Below are 17,913 nucleotides of genomic sequence, written 5' to 3'. Positions count from 1 at the left end.
TCGCTCCAATTATCTGAAGTACGTCTGGTACAGTTCGTCCGACTTCTTGCCGTTGTTGACGAGTGCCTCCGGTCGAACGAGGTTTTCCTCGTAGCCGGCTTCATGCGGCACGATCTTCTGAAGCATTTCCGACGGCAACACCTTCGGATGGGCGGGGAAATAGTCCGCGCCGAGCAAGATCTTCTGACCGTCTTCAGAAAGGAGGAAATCGGTAAAGAGCGCCGCGCCGTAAGGATGACGGATGTTCTTCGGGATCAGCAGCGTGGCCGTCGTCGAGGCGACCGGGTTCATGAGCTGTGAGGCGACGGGCGCGCCGTCCTCCGCGCTGATCAGCGGATGGTGACAGAAAACATTAAGCGCCATCGCATATTCGCCGGCGATCACCCGATCGACGAGCGTGCGCGCGCTGCCGGCGCCGAAGTTCACGATTTTCTGTGCGGAAAGCTTCTTGAGATATTCTTCCGCCTTTTCCTCGCCCCAGGCTGAACGAAGGTTCGTGATGAATAGCGGCGTGCCGCTCTCGCTGCCGATGCGCCAGGCGATCTGGCCCTGCCATTTCGGGTCGAGAAGGTCCTCGTAGCTCTTCGGAACGTCGGCCGCGTTCACCATGTCGGTGTTATAGGCCATGCAAAAATAGCTGACCCGTGTCGCGGCCCACAGGTGGTTAGGGTCCCGGTAGGAGTCGGGATACTGATCGAGCATCGGCGAGGCAAAGGTCTGCACCGCACCAGCCTTGATCAGGTTCTCGCTGACGCTGGTGCCTTCGACGACATCAACGACGACATTGTTGGCGCGCTCTTCGGCAAGCACGCGCTGCGCGATGTCCTCGGAGTCACCGCGCCAGAAGGTCACGGACACCGACGGATATTTCTTCATAAAGGCCTCGGTGAGCGGCTGCAGGGCCTGATCGGCGATCATCGCCGAATAGACCACGAGCTCGCCTTCCTTGGCGGCACCTTCCACGAGAACCTTCTCTCGATCAGCACCGGTATAGTGCAGGATCTCCTCCTGACTCTGCGCAAACACCGGCGTCCCGAGACCCGCCAAAAGCGGGAAAGCCATAACTATGCTAATTGAATGCGTAATGCGTCTCCGTCTGTTCATTGTCTTCCTCCCAAAGACTGGTGGTGATGATGAGGGCGTCGGCGATCTTCACACCCCTCCCGCGGGTGCGAACGAAGACCGGATTGAGATCGATGGCCGCAAGCTGGCCATCGGTCGACGCCACGAAATTCGAGAACGCGACGAGGCAATCAATCAGGGCTTCTCTATCGAGTGGGGGAGCGCCGCGGAAACCGTCAAGGCGAACGGAAATCTTCAGCCGGGCGACCATCTCCGTGGCCTGCTGACGTGTCAGCGGAGCCAAACCGACACTTGCATCCTTGAACACCTCGACCATTACGCCGCCGCCACCCACGACAACCAGCGGGCCGAATTGCTCGTCATACGTCATGCCGATAATGAATTCCGCGCCTTCACCAACCATTTCCTGCACGAGGATACCGTCGATGGCAGCCTCTGGACAGGCCGTTTTGGCATTCGTCAAAATCTTCTGCGACATCGTTTCGGCGTCGTCGACGGTCGCGCCAAGGTAGACGCCGCCGACATCCGACTTGTGCGGGATATCGCGGGATTGGATTTTCAGGGCGACGCGGCCGCCGATCCTTTCCGTCAGCGCCTTCGCTTCCTTCGGCGTTTTTGCGAGATACTCCCGCGTGACCGGAAGGCCCGCCCGTCCGAGGATGCGCTTGCTTTCCGCTTCGCTGAACACGACGCCATCGCTGACATCCCCAGACGCGCGGCGCGCCTGCGGTGGCTCGCGGCGCGCGGACATGTTTTGCCGAAATGCCCCGTAGTCGGTCAGATGGCGGATCGCGCGCAGTCCGAGCTCGACATCCTCGACAAGCGGCAGCCCATGCTCCATCGCATAGCCGCGCCAATGCGCCGTCAGACTGTTCGAGATGAAGGAGAGCACGAGCAACGGCTTGCTCGCCGTCCTGGCGATCTCGGCCATGCGCGCGACGAGCTTGTCGTGATTTTCGGCGCCTTCGAGGCGCATGCCGAGGACGAGACCGATGACATCGATCTCAGCGCTATCGAGAAGCGCCCCGACGACGCCTTCAATCGCGCCCTCCTGACGCAGGCGCGGCATGCCGACCGTATCAAGGGGATTGCCGAAGTCGCGCGAAACACCGAGCGCCTCGCCGACACGGCGACTGGTCTCCTCGTCGATACGTCCGAAGGAGACGCCCGCTCGCTCGCCGAGGTCGCCAATCAGCGATGTGGCTCCGCCGGAGACGGTCAGCAGGCAGACGCGATTGCCCGCAGGCAGGGGCGCCGTCGCCAGCAACGCTGCCGTTTCCACCAGTTCGTCGAGACTTGAAACGGCAGCGACGCCGTTTGCGCGGAATAGCGCCTCATAGGCCTCGTGTCTGCCGGCAAGCGTCCCGGTGTGGGCGAAGGTGGCGGCTTGGCCGGCGGTGCTCTGACCGAGCTTCAGGATGACCAGCGGCTTGATCCTGGATGCCCGCTCGACGGCGGCTCGGAACCGCCGTCCGTCCTTTGCGCCCTCCATGATGCAGGCGATGACGCTCGTCTTTGGGTCATCCGCAAGGAAGTCGATATAGTCCGCCAGGTCCAGCACCGCCTGGTTGCCGATCGAGATCAGATAATTCATGCCGATGCCGCGATTGGCGCTGAGTTCAGCCACCGCGTTGAGCAGACCGCCGCTTTGAGAGACAAGCGAAATGCCGCCGGCGTCGAGTTTTGCGGGAATGTCGGCCATGGTCGCAGCAAACCGGTGGGCGAGCGTGGCGATACCCATGCAATTGGGCCCGGCGACCGCCATGCCGGAAACCTTCGCGATCGCCGCAAGACGTTCCTGTCGCTCCCGGCCCTCGGGCGTACCCGCGTCGGCAAAGCCCTCGGAGACGACGAGAGCGGCGCGAACGCCGATCGCTGCGGCCTCCTCGACAAGGGCGAGCACGCCCTCTGCCGGGACCGATATGACGATGCAGTCCGGCACCGCAGGAAGGGCGCTGAGGCTGGGGACGCAGGAGACGCCGGCGATCTCCGCGGCATTGGCGTTGACCGGCCAGATCTTGCCTTCGAACCCGGAACGCAGCGCCGAATTCAGCATCTTGTTGCCGGCGCCGCCCTTGGCGGACACCCCGACAAAGGCAACGGAACGAGGCGCAAGCAGGCTCCGGGCAGGAAGGGAATGTATCTGGCCAGTCATGTGTTTCCTCATCCCCTCACGACACGGAACTTGGGAAGCGTGAAGCCCTGGGCGGGATGGTCCTCATAGACGATTTCGACCGTCTGCCCGATCTTGTGGATGTCGGTCGGCAGGTCATCGCCGACGAGCTGAGAGCTGATCAACGGCCCTTCTTCGAGCTCGATCAGCGCGTAGACGTAGGGCACCTCTTCCTTGAAGCCGGGATGAAAGGCCCAATGATGGATGTTGAAGGCGAAGATCTTGCCGCGGCCGGACGCCTCCGTCCATTCGCAGTTGGCGGCGAACGGCTCGTTTTCGTGGTTCTGGCAATAGGCCTTCGGCCAGTAGACCGCGCCGCATTGCTGGCATTTCCAGACGAGAAGCTTGTGCTCCTTGAGCCCGTCCCAGAAGGCTTCATTGTCGTGGTCGATGCTGGGATAGGGCTTCTTCCAGTCGAGATCGACGGTATAGGATTGCGGATTGACGTTCATGCGTGCCTCCCGAGCAACGTGCAGGTGTGGATGGAGCACATGCCTGGCGAGACGAGTTCGCCGCCATGGCCGGTGGTGAGAACGATGTCGCAATCCTCGATCTGACGTTCGCCCGCTTCACCGCGAAGCTGCCGGACAGATTCGGCCAATCCGGTGAGGTCTCCGAGGTGGTAGCAGGAGAGCAGCCCACCGCCGGTATTGACGGGAATTGAGCCGCCGGGCGCCATGTTGCCGTCAGCGACGAAGGCACCGCCCTCGCCCTTCTTGCACCAGCCGTAGTCCTCAAGCTGGAACAGAACTTCGGCCGTGAAGCAGTCATAGAGCTGGGCGCAATCGACATCGTCGAGCGTGATATCGGCCTGGCTGAAAGCCTGCTTCTTGGCAGGCTCGACGGCCATGTGGGTGAAGTTCTTCTTCTCCCACCACAAATCGGCGGAGACTTCGCCAAACCCCTGGCCGAGCACGTAGACCGGCGGCCTGGCGCAGTCCTTGGCGCGGTCCGCCGTCGTGAGGATGAAGGCGATCCCCCCATCCGATACCTGGCTCATGTCGAGCAGGTGATAGGGCTCGGCGACCAGCGGCGAACTCTGGTGATCTTCGATGGTGATCGGCCGGCCGTACATCTTGGCTTCCGGATTCATGCAGGCCCATTGGCGCTCCGCGACGGAAATGGCGCCGAGCTGCTCGCTGGTCGTGCCATAGACGGCCATGTGGCGAGCCGCCATCCAGCTATGGTGGCTGACAGCGCGAGAGTCACCGAGCGGCTTGCCCCAGTAGCCGCGCTTTTCGGCATGCGCCATGCCGCGAAACCCCTTTTTGCGGGTCTCCTGCGATTGCGACCAGTCCGTCACCGCGCCCATCAGCACGACATAATCCGCAATGCCTCTATCGAGATAGGACATGGCGGCGGCCATGCCGAGACCGGCCAGTGCCCCGCCGCGCCCACAGGTGAAGTAGAAATTGTTCTTGATGCCGAGAACACGCGTGAAGGCGTCCGAGTAATTGGCGCGGTCGCCGCCACCGCCCGTACGCCTCAGATCTATCGCGCCGCCGATATCGGCCCTTGTCAGGCCAGCATCGGCGATCGCAAGCCTCGCCGCCTCTGCCGCGATCATTCGTTCCGATCGGTCGGGTTGCGGCCCGGCAATGACGCCGAGACCAACGATCGCGTATTTTCCAGAAGATGCATGCTTTCCCACCTCGGTCATCCTTTCGTCATCGTGATAGCTTCGTAATTCTCGGCCGCCCGATCGCTTGTGCCGGCATCGACCTTTTCCACTCCGGTTCCGGGGCCGGACGGTAGCCGGAGCACCCCGTCTTCAACCGACAAGCCACCAAAGGGATCACCGAGCAGCCGCTCGAACTCGCCGAGCTCGCAAGCGTATTGCGCTCCCGGAAGTGCACAGGCGAGGTGAATGGCGAAGGAAGAGAGCAGACGGCTGCCGACCGCGGCGCCCATGCGGTAGCGGATTCCCGCCTGTTCGCAGATTGCAGCCGCCGCAAGCGTATTGCGGATACCGCCGAGCTTCGGGATTTTCAGGCTGATCGCATCGACGCGCCGATGCTTTGCCAGGTCATAGACTTCTGCGAGGGAGCCCGCCGCTTCGTCAGCCTCGACGGCGATCGGGACCAACTTCGTCACAAGTGACAGGCCTTCGAGATCCTCGACTGGCACTGGCTGCTCGACGAGTTCGATGCCATGATCCGCCATCTTCAGGATCGCAGTTACCGCATCCTTCGGCGAATAGGACTGGTTGGCATCGATCGTCAAATGCACGTCCGGACCAACCTCGGCACGGATGGCCGCGACCCGCGCGACATCCTCATCGACATCGCCGTGCACCTTGATCTTCAGGTAACGATATCCCTGGTCGACCAGGAGTCTTGCCTGAACTGCCATCTTGTCCGGCGACTTGATGGCGAGAATGCGCAGGATCGGCACCTCACTGCGCCGTTTGCCGCCGATGAGCGTCGCGAGCGGGACATTCAGAATCCTTGCCAGAAGATCGTGGAGCGCACAGTCGACGGCGGCCTTCGCCTGCGGAGCCCCACGCAGCCTGCGGTCGAGCAGCTGCATGATGGCGCCGATCTCGTCAACACGACTACCGAGCACCAAGGCACGGAAGTGACCGAGCTCCGCGACGAGCGTGGACTTGATCGAGCCCATATGGGCCGTGGCCGAGGCATAGCCGAACCCCTCGGCCTCTGCCGTCGCGACGCGCAGGATGACACCTTCCGTGTTTGGCTTGGCGCCAAGCGCGAACTTCCATTCCGGATCGTCCTTCTTCAGGACCACCGGCTCGACATCGAATGCGACAATTTCCATGATTCAGCTCCCGTTGCGCAAAACGTCGGCAGAGCAGAATTCTCAGGCGCTTCCGGCCTCGCTGTTGATCGCGATGACGCGGCGGCCGAGATAGTGGGCCTCGGGGCCGTAGAGCAGGTCGCGCACGTCGGCAGGGGTCAACAGTTTGATGAGCTGGTCGGTCTGGCCGCTCAGCGGCAGCACCAGCCCGCCCGCCTGCGCAAGGTCGAGAACGACGTCCATGTCCTTCTCGTGCCAGGTGAAACGGGTACCGTCCCAGCGTTCCAGCGTGTTGTTGTAGCCCGGGCTCTTCAGCAGAATTTCGCGCATGCGCTGCGCATCGACGCCGTAGCGCTTGGCAAGGAGCAGCGCTTCGTAGTTGCCGACGCAATGGATCCAGTGCAGCAGATTGTTGCAGGCCTTGGCGAGCTGTCCGGAGCCGATCTCGCCGACGTGCAGAACGTCGCGGCTGTAGCTCATCAACACCGGACGCGCCTTCTCGACATCGGCCTCACGTCCACCGCAGAGTGAAAGCAGCGTGCCCTCGCGCGCTCCCTCCAGGCCATAGACGACCGGCGCGTCGATGAAATTCACACCATAGCTGTCACAGTAATCGCTGAGTTCGCGCATCGTGCCCGGATTGTTGGTCGCGGCAATCGCAATGACCGAGCCCTTCTTGGCGATGGGCGCCAACTCCCTGGTCACCGCGCGCGACTGATCATCGGTCGCGACGACGGCGATGAAAACGTCGGCCATCGTCGCGAGATCGGCGAGGTCTTTTGCAGCCGTGATGCCCGCGGCGGATGCCTTGGCGAGGCATTCCGCATCAAGGTCGTAGGCAGCTACGGCGAAGCCCGCCTTCAGCACATGCGACGCCATGGCCAATCCCATTGCGCCGACGCCCACGAATCCAACTCTTGCCGACATGCAATCCTCCCCTCCTGCCTTGGAAAAATGCCAGCCGAAACCGTTGGGACACGCATGAGCGCTCCCTGAAGGCCAACAATGATCATGCGATGATTGAAATCCGGACTATCCGGAAATGCTCCTCCTCGACCGTCGCTTCGATTGTGCGACACCGTCTCCTCACGGCTTCGTACAACCCCGTCCTCAAGGACTTCCCGCTTCGGCCTTCCCTGGGCAAATCGATCGTAACCGCCGGGAATGATCGAAGTCTGCGTTTCGGAAGTTCTAAAATCAAGAAGAATGATTTGATATCGTTCAAACCAGAAGTTAGAACTGACTATCGTCAAATCCAGTTTCTCGGGGAGGTGAAATATGGATCTGCGTTCGGTCAATCGGTTCCTTGCAGTCGCTGAACTGGGCAGCCTGAACAAGGCCGCGCAGCGCCTCAATCTTTCCCAGCCGGCACTTTCGAAAAGTATCCAAATGCTTGAATATGCTTTCGGAGTGCCGCTGCTCGACCGCGGCCCGCGCGGCATCACGCTCACTTCCTTTGGCGAGGCGGTCTTCGATCATGCCCGGCGCATTGCCGCGGAGATGCGCAAGATGGAAAGCGAAATCAAAGCGATCCGCACGCTTGGATCGGGCGAGATCAACGTCGGCGCTCCGCTTGGCCCTGACAGCCGCACGCTCGCTTTTGCGATCCTCAGGCTCGTGACTGACGAGCGGCGTCTGACCATCAACATTGCCAATGGCACTCGCAGTGACCTGATCCGCCCATTGCTGCTCGGCGATCTCGACTTCCTGATCGCGACCCTCTTCGAGCCGGAGGATCTTCCGCCCGATGTCGAGCAGAGCGAGCTCTATCTCGATTCCATGATCCTCGTCGTACGCGCCGGTCACCCTATGCTTGACGGTCACCAGATCGAACTCAAGGACCTGGCCCAGTACCCTTGGGTGGTATTGACCGGCAACCGCGACCTCGAAGGCGCGCTGCGCAAGATCGTAGGCATGGAGTTCAATAAATCGGTTCTGCGCAGCGGCTCTCCGATGTTCGTCAAGAACATTCTCCAGAAGAGCGAGTTCATCGGCCTTGTGCGCCAGGACGCCGTCCGAATAGAGCTCGAAACAGGTTCGTTGGTCGAGATCGATATATCCGGCCAGCTTGACATCCAGGAGCTCGTGCCGGCGCAAAAGGTGGGATTGATCTTCCGATCCGACGTTTCAATTCCGGTGGCGAGCCAGGCCTTGATCCAGGAGATCACAACCGCGACACGCGCAAGCTCCGGAGCCCTCACCAGCCTGACCGACCGGCCAGGGTCGCGGCTCTAACTTTTGCATCGTTAGCGGGATAGCAGTCTGCCGAGCGACCGACCGCTTTTCAGCGGGAATACGCGACGACTGGGAAAATTCACGGAATTTTAGGCACTTGCGGAACACATATGGAACATATAGTGTCTGTTCTTGATTTGTTTCGCGATTCTGGAGTGACGCGCCATGCTAACCCGCAAGCAACAGGAATTGCTTCTGTTCATTCACGAACGAATGAAGGAATCCGGGGTGCCGCCGTCCTTCGATGAGATGAAAGACGCGCTGGACCTCGCCTCCAAGTCGGGCATCCACCGGTTGATTACAGCGCTCGAGGAACGTGGGTTCATTCGCCGCCTTCCCAACCGGGCGCGCGCACTTGAAGTCATCAAGCTGCCTGAGGCCTATACAACGAGCCCGCAGCCTCGGCGTGGCTTCTCGCCAAGCGTGATCGAAGGCAGCCTGGGCAAGCCGCCTGCCGCGCCGGCCGCCGCGCCGAAATCGCCGCCACCGAGCGATACCGCATCCGTTTCGGTGCCGGTCATGGGACGAATCGCGGCCGGTGTTCCGATCTCCGCGATCCAGAACAACACGCACGACATTTCCATCCCGGCCGAGATGTTGGGCAGTGGCGAACACTACGCGCTCGAAATCAAGGGCGACTCGATGATCGAAGCGGGTATCTTCGACGGCGACACTGTGATCATTCGGAATGCAAACACGGCTAATCCCGGCGACATCGTCGTTGCACTGGTCGACGATGAAGAGGCAACGCTCAAACGGTTCCGCAGAAAGGGCGCGTCCATTGCGCTCGAAGCGGCCAACCCGGCCTATGAAACGCGGATATTCGGGCCGGACCGCGTCAAGATCCAGGGCAAGCTCGTTGGCCTCATTCGCCGCTATCACTAAGCGCGTCGCGTTAAATCGGACTTATGTGACGCGCCTTAGATCAGTGCTTTTGTGCATCTCGTTGCCCCAACCACGGCACACTTTTGAGCGACACGCATTCGTTTGACGATGTAAGCGGTATTCGAGCCTGGTTGCAGGAGGCGGTGGCGTTTAGAAGCTGCTGGTCGGATGTTCTTTTTGAGCGCGAGACCTGACCTACCGGCTTCTCAGGATTCCTACCGTTGTTTCCGTGGTCGCAGCCGAATGCGGGCACGCCACGGAAGGCCCCTCGCCCAGACACTCGCGAAGCGTCTGGATTGGACCAAGATCATCGATTTTCTTGAGATAAGATCCCTTTGAGGCCTCAGGCGTCGAAGAACCACTGGCCCGCAATACCTCCAGCACCGCGCCGTTGGCCTGCTGCATGTTTTAGTCCGAGTCGACAACGATTTAGAAAACATGCAGTAGAGCGAGGCAAACGTTCAGCAGGAAGAAAAAGCCGGCCCATGCCCTTCGGCAGAGACCGGCGAGTGTACAAACCGCGCTTCAAAGCAAAAACTCGTTGTAAATGATATCGAGGGAGTTTAGGGGCGACACCTGCCATGATCCATGGACCTTAGTCCTACGGGACGTTGCCAAAGGTCTTAGGATTGTTGTGCGGTCCGCTCTTCGGCATGTAGCTATGACCGCGCGCAGGCGACATCCATGCCGGCGATCGAGGCGTTGGGGTGACCAGAGCCCGCTCGGCTGTCCCTTCGAGCCGCTATGGGACCTTCGTTGGAAAGAGTGCCGGACTGACGAGGTCATGACATATGGCCTCGATCCTTGCCCTGGTGATGAGGCTTAGGCAATTCTCGCAATCTGCTTGAAGCGGATATGTTAAGCTATTGATTTTGTTTGGAGGCCTCGCCCGGAATTGAACCGGGGTACAAGGATTTGCAGTCCTCTGCGTCACCACTCCGCCACGAGGCCTCTCGCGCTCGATCGATCAAGCGATGGCCGGCGTTTAGAACGAATCTATGAGGAGCGCAAGGGGGAAGGACTCGAAAAAGGTAGAACGTACGAAGGCATTCACCGTTCTCCCCAGCAATCCCCAGCGGCATCCAATCGGCGGATTCGTCAGCCGCCCCGCTGCCTCCAGACATCGGTTCCGCGTGCCAAGTTCAGGACTTTCCGGACGAATTTTGCTGGCCGCGCCAGCGTGCCCACCAGACCGCCAGTTTGCGGCGACGCCGGCGGATCGCCGGTATGTCGTGAGAGAGCACAAGCAGCCCCAGAGGAATCATCCAGAAACCGAGCACCGGCAGGAAGCCCAACACGCCGCCCACGATAAGAAGCGAGCCAAGCAGAATTCTAAGCACCGGCGAGTTGGGCAAGCTTATACGCCATTTTCCGAGAACGATCTCACGTGTCTGCGGATCGATGCCGAAATGTCGTTCTTTCCTGGCGTTCGTCATTATTGCTCTTTCATGCTCCTCCCCCAGAATTGGGGCCTTCTCCACAGCCTCGCAACCGACGTTGTCATTTTTTTTGAAAAACCGCTTGGCAAATCGAAAAAGCATTTGTATTAGCAGCCTCACTTCTGCGGCGCAGATGATCCCTGGTAGCTCAGCGGTAGAGCACTCGACTGTTAATCGATAGGTCGCCGGTTCGAATCCGGCCCGGGGAGCCAGTTTCAAAGAGCCATTCGCGGCAAGTACGCGAATGGCTCTTTTCGTTTGTCAGTATAAAACGCGTCGCCTTCGATCGGACTCATGTGACGCGCTTTAGGTCATTTGCTTTTATGCATGTCGTTGTCCCAAAACCGCTGCACACTTTTGGGCGACATGCATTAGTCCCGAAGGTTCCTCATGCGTGTTGCATGGCTTTTCCTGGCTCTCGCGATCGCGACCGAGGTCGCTGGCCTCACCGCGATGAAGGCCGCGTCCGCCTCCGGCTCCTATGCCGGACATGCGATCATGTATGCATCGATTGCGCTCTCATACGTATTCCTCGCCAGGGCCGTGAAGACGATCTCTGTCGGCGTCGCCTATGCCATCTGGGAAGGGTCAGGTGTCGCCCTCATCACGCTGGTCTCGGTGTTCGTCTTTGGCCATGCACTGAGCGGCCGTGAAATGCTGGGCCTGTCGATGGCCATCGTCGGGATACTGCTCGTCAACGCGGGCGAGGCACCGGAAGAGGAAGCGGCGGGAGAAGCGGCCCGATGAGCGCCAACAGCTTCTATTTCGCTTTCGCGGTTATGGCCGGCGTCCTCGACGTCGCTGCGAATCTGGCTTCCACGAAGTCGAACGGCTTTGCACGGCGCGGCTGGGGCGTGCTTTCGATTCTCCTGGTACTTGCCGCCTTCGCGCTGCTTGCGGAGGCGGTCAAGGGCATGGAACTTGCCATCGCCTATGCGGTGCTCGGTGCCACCGGCATCTTCGGCACCGCGATCTGCGGGCGTCTCTTCTTCGGTCAGAAGCTGAAACCGGTCGGCTGGCTCGGCCTGTCGCTCGTCTTCGGTGCGGTTCTCGTGCTTCACACCGCCTGACGCGACCGCCCCTTCGTTCTGGATTGCGACTTTTTCGCCGTGGTGGCGGGCACGCGCCCGGGCACGAGCCAGTTGAGAAGCGCGAAATAGGCCCTGTACGGCAGGAAACGCGCCAGTTTAACCGCATAGGTAAAGCGTTTCGGGAACGTGATCTCGAAGCGCCCTGATTTCAGGCCGAGGCAAATGCGCTCCGCCGCCTCCTCTACGCTCACCAGGGCCGGTCGCGGGAACTTGCCTCTGGCGGAGGCGGCCGTGTCGACAAAACCCGGACAGATCAATTGCAGGCGGATGCCGATACGATCGAGGTCGAATTTCAAGCTCTCGGCCATATTGATGAGCCCTGCCTTGGTCGCCCCGTATGCAGCGCTCATCGGCAGGCCGCTGTATCCCGCCAGCGACGACATGATGGCGATCTGGCCATGGCCGTTCGCCTTCATGTGTTCGACAACGGGTACGAGGCAATTGACCACGCCATGAAGATTGACCGCGAAGCTCTTATCGAAGGCGTCCCGGTTAAGATCGTCGCCGCGCACCGGAATCACTACGCCCGCATTGAGCAGGGCCAAAGCCACCCGGCCGTGATCGTATTCGATCGCCGCCAGCAAACGCTCCATGTCGCTCGGATCCGTGACGTCCCCATCGAGAACGACAATCCTGCCGGGGCCTGACGCCTCATGCTGAAGCGCCACCAGCCTCTCGTGGTTACGTGCCGTGACGACGACCGAGTACCCCTCCTCAACCAGCCTCAGGGCGACGGCGCGCCCGATGCCCGAACTCGCCCCTGTTATCCACACCATTCCATGGTCGGGTCGGGCTGTGAATGCAGTCGCCATTTCGTCCTCGCGTGCATCGGGAAGGGCTTCCCCTTCCAAAACCCGTGGCTGTCTCCCCCCTGCCCGGGTTTAATGCCTCTCCGACGGCAACGCCTGTCCAGATTTTCCACTTTCGACCGCCCTTTTGACGACCGAGACGAATTTTGCCCGGGACAGGTTAGCTGCGAAACGCTATTTCTTGCCTAGTGCACAGGCTGAGCCGAAAACACGCCAATATTTCGGCGATCTTGCCTGTAAACCAAATGTTTATCGGATCGCCGTTCATCAGGGTTTATGCTGGGCTCAGACCCGGCGTCTGTTCCGTCCAGCGTGAGGTTTTCAAAATGACCGTTCTTCCGTCCGTGCTCGAAGCGATCGGCAACACACCGTTGATCCGACTCCAGGCCGTTTCCGAAGCCACCGGCTGCACCATTCTGGGCAAAGCGGAGTTTCTCAATCCGGGCCAATCGGTGAAGGACCGAGCGGCCCTCTGGATCATCCGCCAGGCGGAAAAATCCGGGCAGCTGAAGCCCGGCGGCGTCATCGTAGAAGGCACGGCCGGCAACACCGGAATCGGCCTCGCGGTCGTCGCCAGCGCGCTCGGCTATCGCACGGTCATCGTAATCCCTGAAACGCAGAGCCAGGAAAAGAAGGACGCGCTGCGCCTGCTGGGCGCCGAACTGGTCGAAGTTCCCGCAGTACCCTACAAAAATCCCAACAACTACGTGAAGATTTCGGGCCGACTGGCCGCCGAACTTGCCAAGACGGACCCGAACGGCGCGATCTGGGCAAATCAGTTCGACAATGTCGCCAACCGCGACGCGCATGTGGAAACAACCGCGCCGGAAATCTGGCGCGACACGGACGGCAAAGTCGACGGTTTCATTTGCGCGGTCGGCTCTGGAGGCACGCTCGCCGGCGTGGCACAAGGGTTGCGGGCCAAAAATGCAGCCGTCAAGATCGGTATTGCCGATCCGGAAGGGGCCGCACTTTACAATTACTATGCACATGGCGAGCTCAAGGCGAGCGGAAGCTCGATCACCGAGGGCATCGGCCAGGGCCGCATCACGGCCAACCTCGAAGGGTTCACGCCGGACTTCGCCTACCAGATTCCCGATTCGGAAGCCGTGCCCTATGTCTTCGACCTGATCGAAAAGGAAGGGATCTGCGTCGGGGGCTCGACCGGCATCAACATTGCCGGCGCGGTGCGCCTCGCCAAGGATCTCGGTCCCGGCCACACGATCGTGACGATTCTCTGCGACTATGGTAACCGCTATCAATCGAAGCTTTTCAACCCGGACTTTCTGATCTCCAAGGGCCTGCCGGTGCCAAACTGGCTGAAGACCACTTCGAACATCACCGTCCCGTACGAACCCGTCGGATAAAATTTACGATGATCAAGACCGTTACCGCCCTCTTCCGTGAAGATTTCTACCTCTCGACCTGCGAGGCAAGTGTGACAGGGATCCTCGAGAATGGCGGGATCGAGCTTGATCAGACGTGCTTTTATGCCACCTCGGGCGGGCAGCCGGGCGATACCGGCTTTCTCGAGCGTGACGACGGAAGCCGAATCGCAATCGCAGGCACCAGGCACGGCGCCACCAAAGACGTCATCATACACGTCCCGGCGGGAGGTCAGCCTTCACCGGCGATCGGCGAAAAGCTCGTCCTCCACATCGACTGGCCGCGCCGATACCGATTGATGCGCATGCATACCGCCTGCCACCTGCTTTCCGTCGTTTGCCCCTTCCCGATCACAGGCGCCGCCGTCGGGGAGGACGAAAGCCGCGTCGACTTCGACATGAGCGAAACGATCGACAAGGATCAGGTAACCGCCGCGCTCATGAAACTCGTCGACGAGAACCACCCCGTTTACGTGCAATGGATCACGGACGAGGAACTCGCGGCCAACCCCGGCATCGTCAAATCGAAGAACGTCCGCCCGCCGATGGGCCTTGGCAGGGTGAGCCTCGTCTGCATCGGAAAGGATTCCGCCGTCGATAGCCAGCCCTGCGGCGGCACGCATGTTTCCGAGACCCAGGAAGTGGGCGCGATTCACATCGCCAAGGTAGAAAAGAAGGGTAAGGAGAATCGGCGTTTTCGAATACGCTTCGGATCGCCCGAGGATCGTGCGGCTGTTTGAGTCTGTGGAGAGACGACAATGGATAACAAGAACGAGAACAAGAGTGCTTTTGTCGTTTCTGCGGACTGGCTCCAGCAGCGCCTTGCCGATCCGACGGTGAAGATCCTGGATGCTGCCTGGTACCTGCCGGCGCAGAACCGGGACCCGAAGTCGGAATACGCGGCGGCGCACATCCCCGGTGCGATATTCTTCGACCAGGATGCGATCGCCGACCAATCAAGCGGGCTGCCGCATACCCTCCCCTCGCCGCAGGCCTTCGCGGAAGCCGTCGGTGCCATGGGGATTGGCGAGGACGACACAATCGTCGTTTACGACGGGCCGGGCATCTTCACCGCGCCGCGCGTGTGGTGGATGTTCCGGATCATGGGCGCAAAGAACGTCTTCGTTCTCGATGGCGGGATGGATGGCTGGAAGGCGGAAGGACGGCCGACGACCCAGGAAATCCCTGATCCGAGGCCGCGCGTTTTCAACGCCACGTTCAATGCTGCGGCCGTCACCTCCTTCGAGCGCATGAAGGAGATTGTCGCGAACCGGCTCGCTCAGATTGCTGATGCGCGCGGCGCAGGCCGCTTCACCGGCGAGGAACCGGAACCGCGAGCCGGCATGCGCTCGGGGCATATGCCTGGAGCCAAGAGCCTGCCGTCCGGCGTTTTTTCCGAAGGAGGCAAGCTCAAGAGCCTCGACGCCCTGCGCCAAACCTTTAGCGATGCTGGCGTCGACCTGACGCGGCCGGTCGTCACCACTTGCGGGTCCGGCGTCACCGCGGCAATCATAACTCTTGCCCTGCAATCGCTGGGGCACACGGACAATACGCTCTATGATGGCTCCTGGTCGGAGTGGGGCGGACGGCCCGACACGCCGGTCACGACCGGCAGAGAGTGAGTGCCATGCAAGAATCGAAATCTGCGGCGATCACGGCGCACGTGACCGAGCTCGAAATGACGTCACCGCCGAAACAAAGCCTGCCGATACCCGTCAACATCCACACGGCCGTATTGCGCGTATCGGACATCCCGCTCGCCTATTACCGCTTCCTTTACCTTCGTGTCGGCAAGCGCTGGCATTGGACGGAGCGCCTGCGGATGAGCGACGAGGAACTGGCGGACGTGCTCCACAACAAGGAGACGACGGTTACTGTGCTCTACGTCGACGGTGCACCGGCCGGCTTCTTCGAACTGCACGAACGCGAAAACGACGTCATCGAGCTCACTCATTTCGGCCTTATGGAACACGCACTCGGTCTCGGCCTCGGCAAATGGTTCCTGCTGCAGACGTTGCTGGCGGCCTGGGCGATGAACCCGAGCAAGGTCAAGGTGACGACGAACAATCTCGACCACCCGCGTGCCCTTCAGCTTTATCAGCAGTTCGGCTTTTCGCCGGTCGCGACGCGGGAGGCAATTGTCGAACCCTTGAGCGACGCCGAGTTGCTTGCTTTGGCAAAAAAGCTCTGACGTCGATAGTACTGTGCATCTCTTCAGGAGCCTAACGTTATAGCGCTTTGAATTCCTGCACGTTTTTCCATAAATCGGCTCCGATCCCCAATCGATGCGCGAGGCAAGTTTCGGGTGTCGAGGCGGACCGAAAAAGCGCATCCATCTCCTCCTAGATTTCTTAGGAGGAGAACCGCCATGGCTCTACGCTACATCCCGATGCCCCACAACCACGCAGAACGACTGCGCGGCAGCGCCCTTGATGCTTATGGGAACCAACCTGAGCGGCGTATTTCGGACGGCGACGGCATTCCCTGCCGATATTGTCTACGCAACGTCGATCGCGGCGAGCCCTATCTTGTGCTCGCTTATCGACCCTTTGCGTCAGCGCAAGCTTACGCGGAGACCGGACCGATCTTCCTCCACGCCGACGAATGCACCGGACACGACGGACAGTCGCTGCCGCCTATCCTCGCAGCCAGCAAGGAGTATCTGTTGCGAGGATACGGGGGCGACGATCGCATCGTCTACGGAACCGGTGGCGTCATCGCCGCGGAAAGGCTGACAGAGCGCGCCGAAGAACTCTTGGCTCGGACGGACGTTGACTACGTGCACGTGCGTTCCGCCAAGTATAACTGCTATCAGTGCCGTATCGAGATTGCCTGAGACTACGGCGCCGCGCGTCCCGCGCAAAGGCCCGGCGCCTAAACGCCGGGCCAGCAGTTCGATCCTCAGGCGACGTTGAGAACGGCCTCGGGCGCATAGGCATCATAGCCAAGCGCCTCCGCCACCGGCCGGTTCGTCACGCGGCCCTTGTGCACGTTGAGGCCGGCACGCAGGTGGCGGTCCTCGGCGATCGCCTTGAGGCCACGATCGGCGAGCTGCAGGCCGTAGTAAAGCGTGGCGTTGTTCAACGCATGCGCCGAGGTCACCGGCACCGCGCCCGGCATATTGGCGACGCAATAATGCACGACGCCGTCCACCTCGTAGGTCGGTTCGGAATGCGTCGTCGCGTGCGAAGTCTCGAAGCAACCGCCCTGGTCGATGGCGACATCGACGATGACCGCACCTTTTTTCATGCCGGAAAGCATTTCGCGGGTGACGAGCTTGGGGGCCGCCGCCCCTGGGATGAGCACGGCGCCAATCACCAGATCCGCGGAAAAGACTTCCTCCTCGAGCGCATCGATCGTCGAGAAGCGGGTGTGAACGCGACCGTTGAAGATATCGTCGAGTTGACGCAGGCGCGGGATGGAGCGGTCAAGAATCGAAACGTCCGCACCGAGACCGGCGGCCATCTTGGCTGCATGCAAGCCGACAACGCCACCGCCAATAATCGCGACCTTGGCCGGCAACACTCCCGGCACACCGCCAAGGAGGATACCACGGCCGCCGTTCGCCTTCTGAAGCGACGTCGCGCCCGCCTGGATGGAAAGCCGTCCGGCGACCTCCGACATCGGCGCAAGGAGCGGCAATCCACCGCGCTCATCCGTCACCGTTTCGTAGGCGACCGCCGTAACACCTGAGTTGAGCAATCCCTTCGTCTGCTCGGGATCCGGCGCCAGATGCAAATAAGTATAGAGAATTTGGCCTTCGCGCAGTTGCGTCCATTCGGAAGGCTGCGGTTCCTTGACCTTGACGATCATGTCCGACTTTTCGAACACTTCCTTGGCCGTCGAAACAATCCGCGCTCCTGCAGCGCGATAAGTGTCGTCATCTGCCCCGATCCCTGCCCCGGCCTTGGTTTCGACGATCACCTCGTGACCATGGGCGACATATTCCCGTACCGAACCGGGGGTCAGACCAACACGGTATTCATGGTTTTTGATTTCCTTCGGGCAACCGACACGCATCTGAGCGTTCCTCTCCTCTTTATGGGCTGTGCGCCG

17 protein-coding genes, 2 tRNA genes and 1 pseudogene are annotated in these 17,913 nt (G+C 60.7%); 10 read left to right on the top strand and 10 right to left on the bottom strand.

The features are described 5' to 3' along the window. Positions 1 to 9: 9 nt before the first annotated feature. The 6 genes and pseudogenes from GHK62_RS19835 to GHK62_RS35045 all read right to left on the bottom strand — a co-directional run. Positions 10 to 1,104: an ABC transporter substrate-binding protein gene (locus GHK62_RS19835; protein ID WP_153440829.1), complete on the bottom strand. Its 1,095-nt coding sequence runs from the start codon at positions 1,102 to 1,104 to the stop codon at positions 10 to 12. Continuing rightward, the gene (locus GHK62_RS19830; protein WP_167528309.1) at positions 1,070 to 3,238 is read right to left on the bottom strand and encodes an acetate--CoA ligase family protein; all 2,169 of its coding nucleotides are present in this window, start codon (positions 3,236 to 3,238) and stop codon (positions 1,070 to 1,072) included. The genes GHK62_RS19835 and GHK62_RS19830 overlap by 35 nt, the downstream gene beginning before the upstream one ends. Before the next feature lie 8 nt (positions 3,239 to 3,246). Then, positions 3,247 to 3,708, bottom strand: coding sequence for a Zn-ribbon domain-containing OB-fold protein (locus GHK62_RS19825; RefSeq protein WP_153440827.1), 462 nt, complete (start codon positions 3,706 to 3,708; stop codon positions 3,247 to 3,249). After that, positions 3,705 to 4,907 carry a thiolase family protein gene (locus GHK62_RS19820; protein WP_153440826.1) on the bottom strand — a complete coding sequence of 401 codons (1,203 nt, stop codon included), beginning with the start codon at positions 4,905 to 4,907 and terminating at the stop codon, positions 3,705 to 3,707. The genes GHK62_RS19825 and GHK62_RS19820 overlap by 4 nt, the downstream gene beginning before the upstream one ends. A 5-nt stretch (positions 4,908 to 4,912) precedes the next feature. Beyond that, positions 4,913 to 6,034: a mandelate racemase/muconate lactonizing enzyme family protein gene (locus tag GHK62_RS19815; RefSeq protein ID WP_153440825.1), complete on the bottom strand. Its 1,122-nt coding sequence runs from the start codon at positions 6,032 to 6,034 to the stop codon at positions 4,913 to 4,915. Positions 6,035 to 6,076: 42 nt separating this feature from the next. After that, positions 6,077 to 6,955: pseudogene (locus GHK62_RS35045) on the bottom strand (NAD(P)-dependent oxidoreductase); the annotation flags it as partial. 336 nt (positions 6,956 to 7,291) lie between these two features. Here GHK62_RS35045 and GHK62_RS19805 point away from each other — a divergent pair. Both GHK62_RS19805 and lexA read left to right on the top strand, forming a co-directional pair. Next, on the top strand, positions 7,292 to 8,248 hold the full coding sequence (locus GHK62_RS19805; RefSeq protein ID WP_153440823.1) for a LysR family transcriptional regulator: 957 nt from the start codon (positions 7,292 to 7,294) through the stop codon (positions 8,246 to 8,248). 165 nt (positions 8,249 to 8,413) lie between these two features. Then, entirely contained in the window at positions 8,414 to 9,133 is a 720-nt protein-coding gene (gene lexA, locus GHK62_RS19800; protein WP_153440822.1) for a transcriptional repressor LexA, read from the top strand. 877 nt (positions 9,134 to 10,010) lie between these two features. Here lexA and GHK62_RS19795 read toward each other — a convergent pair. Both GHK62_RS19795 and GHK62_RS19790 read right to left on the bottom strand, forming a co-directional pair. Next, a tRNA-Cys gene (locus GHK62_RS19795) sits at positions 10,011 to 10,084 on the bottom strand. A 191-nt stretch (positions 10,085 to 10,275) separates the two neighbouring features. Then, on the bottom strand, positions 10,276 to 10,569 hold the full coding sequence (locus GHK62_RS19790; RefSeq protein ID WP_153440844.1) for a hypothetical protein: 294 nt from the start codon (positions 10,567 to 10,569) through the stop codon (positions 10,276 to 10,278). Positions 10,570 to 10,709: 140 nt separating this feature from the next. Between GHK62_RS19790 and GHK62_RS19785 the strand changes: the two genes are divergently transcribed. The 3 genes from GHK62_RS19785 to GHK62_RS19775 all read left to right on the top strand — a co-directional run bounded on the left by GHK62_RS19785 (position 10,710) and on the right by GHK62_RS19775 (position 11,642). Then, positions 10,710 to 10,784: transfer RNA gene (locus GHK62_RS19785), tRNA-Asn, on the top strand. 178 nt (positions 10,785 to 10,962) lie between these two features. Beyond that, positions 10,963 to 11,319: an SMR family transporter gene (locus tag GHK62_RS19780; RefSeq protein WP_153440821.1), complete on the top strand. Its 357-nt coding sequence runs from the start codon at positions 10,963 to 10,965 to the stop codon at positions 11,317 to 11,319. Continuing rightward, a complete protein-coding gene (locus tag GHK62_RS19775) occupies positions 11,316 to 11,642 on the top strand; it encodes an SMR family transporter (RefSeq protein WP_153440820.1) in 327 nt (108 codons plus the stop codon). The genes GHK62_RS19780 and GHK62_RS19775 overlap by 4 nt, the downstream gene beginning before the upstream one ends. Here GHK62_RS19775 and GHK62_RS19770 read toward each other — a convergent pair. Next, positions 11,630 to 12,475 (bottom strand): SDR family NAD(P)-dependent oxidoreductase, encoded by an 846-nt coding sequence (locus GHK62_RS19770; protein WP_153440819.1) that lies wholly within the window; start codon positions 12,473 to 12,475, stop codon positions 11,630 to 11,632. The two genes, GHK62_RS19775 and GHK62_RS19770, sit on opposite strands and share 13 nt — an antisense overlap. A gap of 323 nt (positions 12,476 to 12,798) precedes the next feature. Between GHK62_RS19770 and GHK62_RS19765 the strand changes: the two genes are divergently transcribed. The 5 genes from GHK62_RS19765 (at position 12,799) to GHK62_RS19745 (ending at position 16,693) form a co-directional block, all read left to right on the top strand. After that, positions 12,799 to 13,839, top strand: coding sequence for a cysteine synthase A (locus GHK62_RS19765; RefSeq protein WP_153440818.1), 1,041 nt, complete (start codon positions 12,799 to 12,801; stop codon positions 13,837 to 13,839). Positions 13,840 to 13,847: 8 nt separating this feature from the next. Then, on the top strand, positions 13,848 to 14,597 hold the full coding sequence (locus GHK62_RS19760; protein ID WP_153440817.1) for an alanyl-tRNA editing protein: 750 nt from the start codon (positions 13,848 to 13,850) through the stop codon (positions 14,595 to 14,597). Positions 14,598 to 14,615: 18 nt separating this feature from the next. After that, on the top strand, positions 14,616 to 15,479 hold the full coding sequence (gene sseA, locus GHK62_RS19755; RefSeq protein WP_153440816.1) for a 3-mercaptopyruvate sulfurtransferase: 864 nt from the start codon (positions 14,616 to 14,618) through the stop codon (positions 15,477 to 15,479). Positions 15,480 to 15,484: 5 nt separating this feature from the next. Further along, on the top strand, positions 15,485 to 16,048 hold the full coding sequence (locus GHK62_RS19750; RefSeq protein WP_153440815.1) for a GNAT family N-acetyltransferase: 564 nt from the start codon (positions 15,485 to 15,487) through the stop codon (positions 16,046 to 16,048). Between the two features lie 177 nt (positions 16,049 to 16,225). Next, positions 16,226 to 16,693 (top strand): DUF1203 domain-containing protein, encoded by a 468-nt coding sequence (locus GHK62_RS19745; RefSeq protein WP_153440814.1) that lies wholly within the window; start codon positions 16,226 to 16,228, stop codon positions 16,691 to 16,693. 65 nt (positions 16,694 to 16,758) lie between these two features. Here the strand turns inward: GHK62_RS19745 and ald are convergent, their stop codons facing one another. Beyond that, positions 16,759 to 17,877, bottom strand: a complete 1,119-nt coding sequence (gene ald, locus GHK62_RS19740; RefSeq protein ID WP_153440813.1) for an alanine dehydrogenase — start codon at positions 17,875 to 17,877, stop codon at positions 16,759 to 16,761. Positions 17,878 to 17,913: the final 36 nt, after the last annotated feature.

Source organism: Sinorhizobium terangae (assembly GCF_009601505.1).
Classification (GTDB): Bacteria; Pseudomonadota; Alphaproteobacteria; order Rhizobiales; family Rhizobiaceae; genus Sinorhizobium; species Sinorhizobium terangae.
This window is presented reverse-complemented; position numbering and strand designations above follow the sequence as displayed.

Bases quoted from the DNA above. Each gene is read 5' to 3' on its own strand.
- GHK62_RS19750 (WP_153440815.1), top strand. From the start codon at position 15,485: ATGCAAGAATCGAAATCTGCGGCGATCACGGCGCACGTGACCGAGCTC.
- GHK62_RS19835 (WP_153440829.1), bottom strand. From the start codon at position 1,104: ATGAACAGACGGAGACGCATTACGCATTCAATTAGCATAGTTATGGCT.
- GHK62_RS19815 (WP_153440825.1), bottom strand. From the start codon at position 6,034: ATGGAAATTGTCGCATTCGATGTCGAGCCGGTGGTCCTGAAGAAGGAC.
- GHK62_RS19830 (WP_167528309.1), bottom strand. From the start codon at position 3,238: ATGACTGGCCAGATACATTCCCTTCCTGCCCGGAGCCTGCTTGCGCCT.
- lexA (WP_153440822.1), top strand. From the start codon at position 8,414: ATGCTAACCCGCAAGCAACAGGAATTGCTTCTGTTCATTCACGAACGA.
- GHK62_RS19775 (WP_153440820.1), top strand. From the start codon at position 11,316: ATGAGCGCCAACAGCTTCTATTTCGCTTTCGCGGTTATGGCCGGCGTC.
- GHK62_RS19805 (WP_153440823.1), top strand. From the start codon at position 7,292: ATGGATCTGCGTTCGGTCAATCGGTTCCTTGCAGTCGCTGAACTGGGC.
- GHK62_RS19760 (WP_153440817.1), top strand. From the start codon at position 13,848: ATGATCAAGACCGTTACCGCCCTCTTCCGTGAAGATTTCTACCTCTCG.
- GHK62_RS19790 (WP_153440844.1), bottom strand. From the start codon at position 10,569: ATGACGAACGCCAGGAAAGAACGACATTTCGGCATCGATCCGCAGACA.
- ald (WP_153440813.1), bottom strand. From the start codon at position 17,877: ATGCGTGTCGGTTGCCCGAAGGAAATCAAAAACCATGAATACCGTGTT.
- GHK62_RS19780 (WP_153440821.1), top strand. From the start codon at position 10,963: ATGCGTGTTGCATGGCTTTTCCTGGCTCTCGCGATCGCGACCGAGGTC.
- GHK62_RS19765 (WP_153440818.1), top strand. From the start codon at position 12,799: ATGACCGTTCTTCCGTCCGTGCTCGAAGCGATCGGCAACACACCGTTG.
- GHK62_RS19825 (WP_153440827.1), bottom strand. From the start codon at position 3,708: ATGAACGTCAATCCGCAATCCTATACCGTCGATCTCGACTGGAAGAAG.
- GHK62_RS19770 (WP_153440819.1), bottom strand. From the start codon at position 12,475: ATGGCGACTGCATTCACAGCCCGACCCGACCATGGAATGGTGTGGATA.
- GHK62_RS19745 (WP_153440814.1), top strand. From the start codon at position 16,226: ATGGCTCTACGCTACATCCCGATGCCCCACAACCACGCAGAACGACTG.
- sseA (WP_153440816.1), top strand. From the start codon at position 14,616: ATGGATAACAAGAACGAGAACAAGAGTGCTTTTGTCGTTTCTGCGGAC.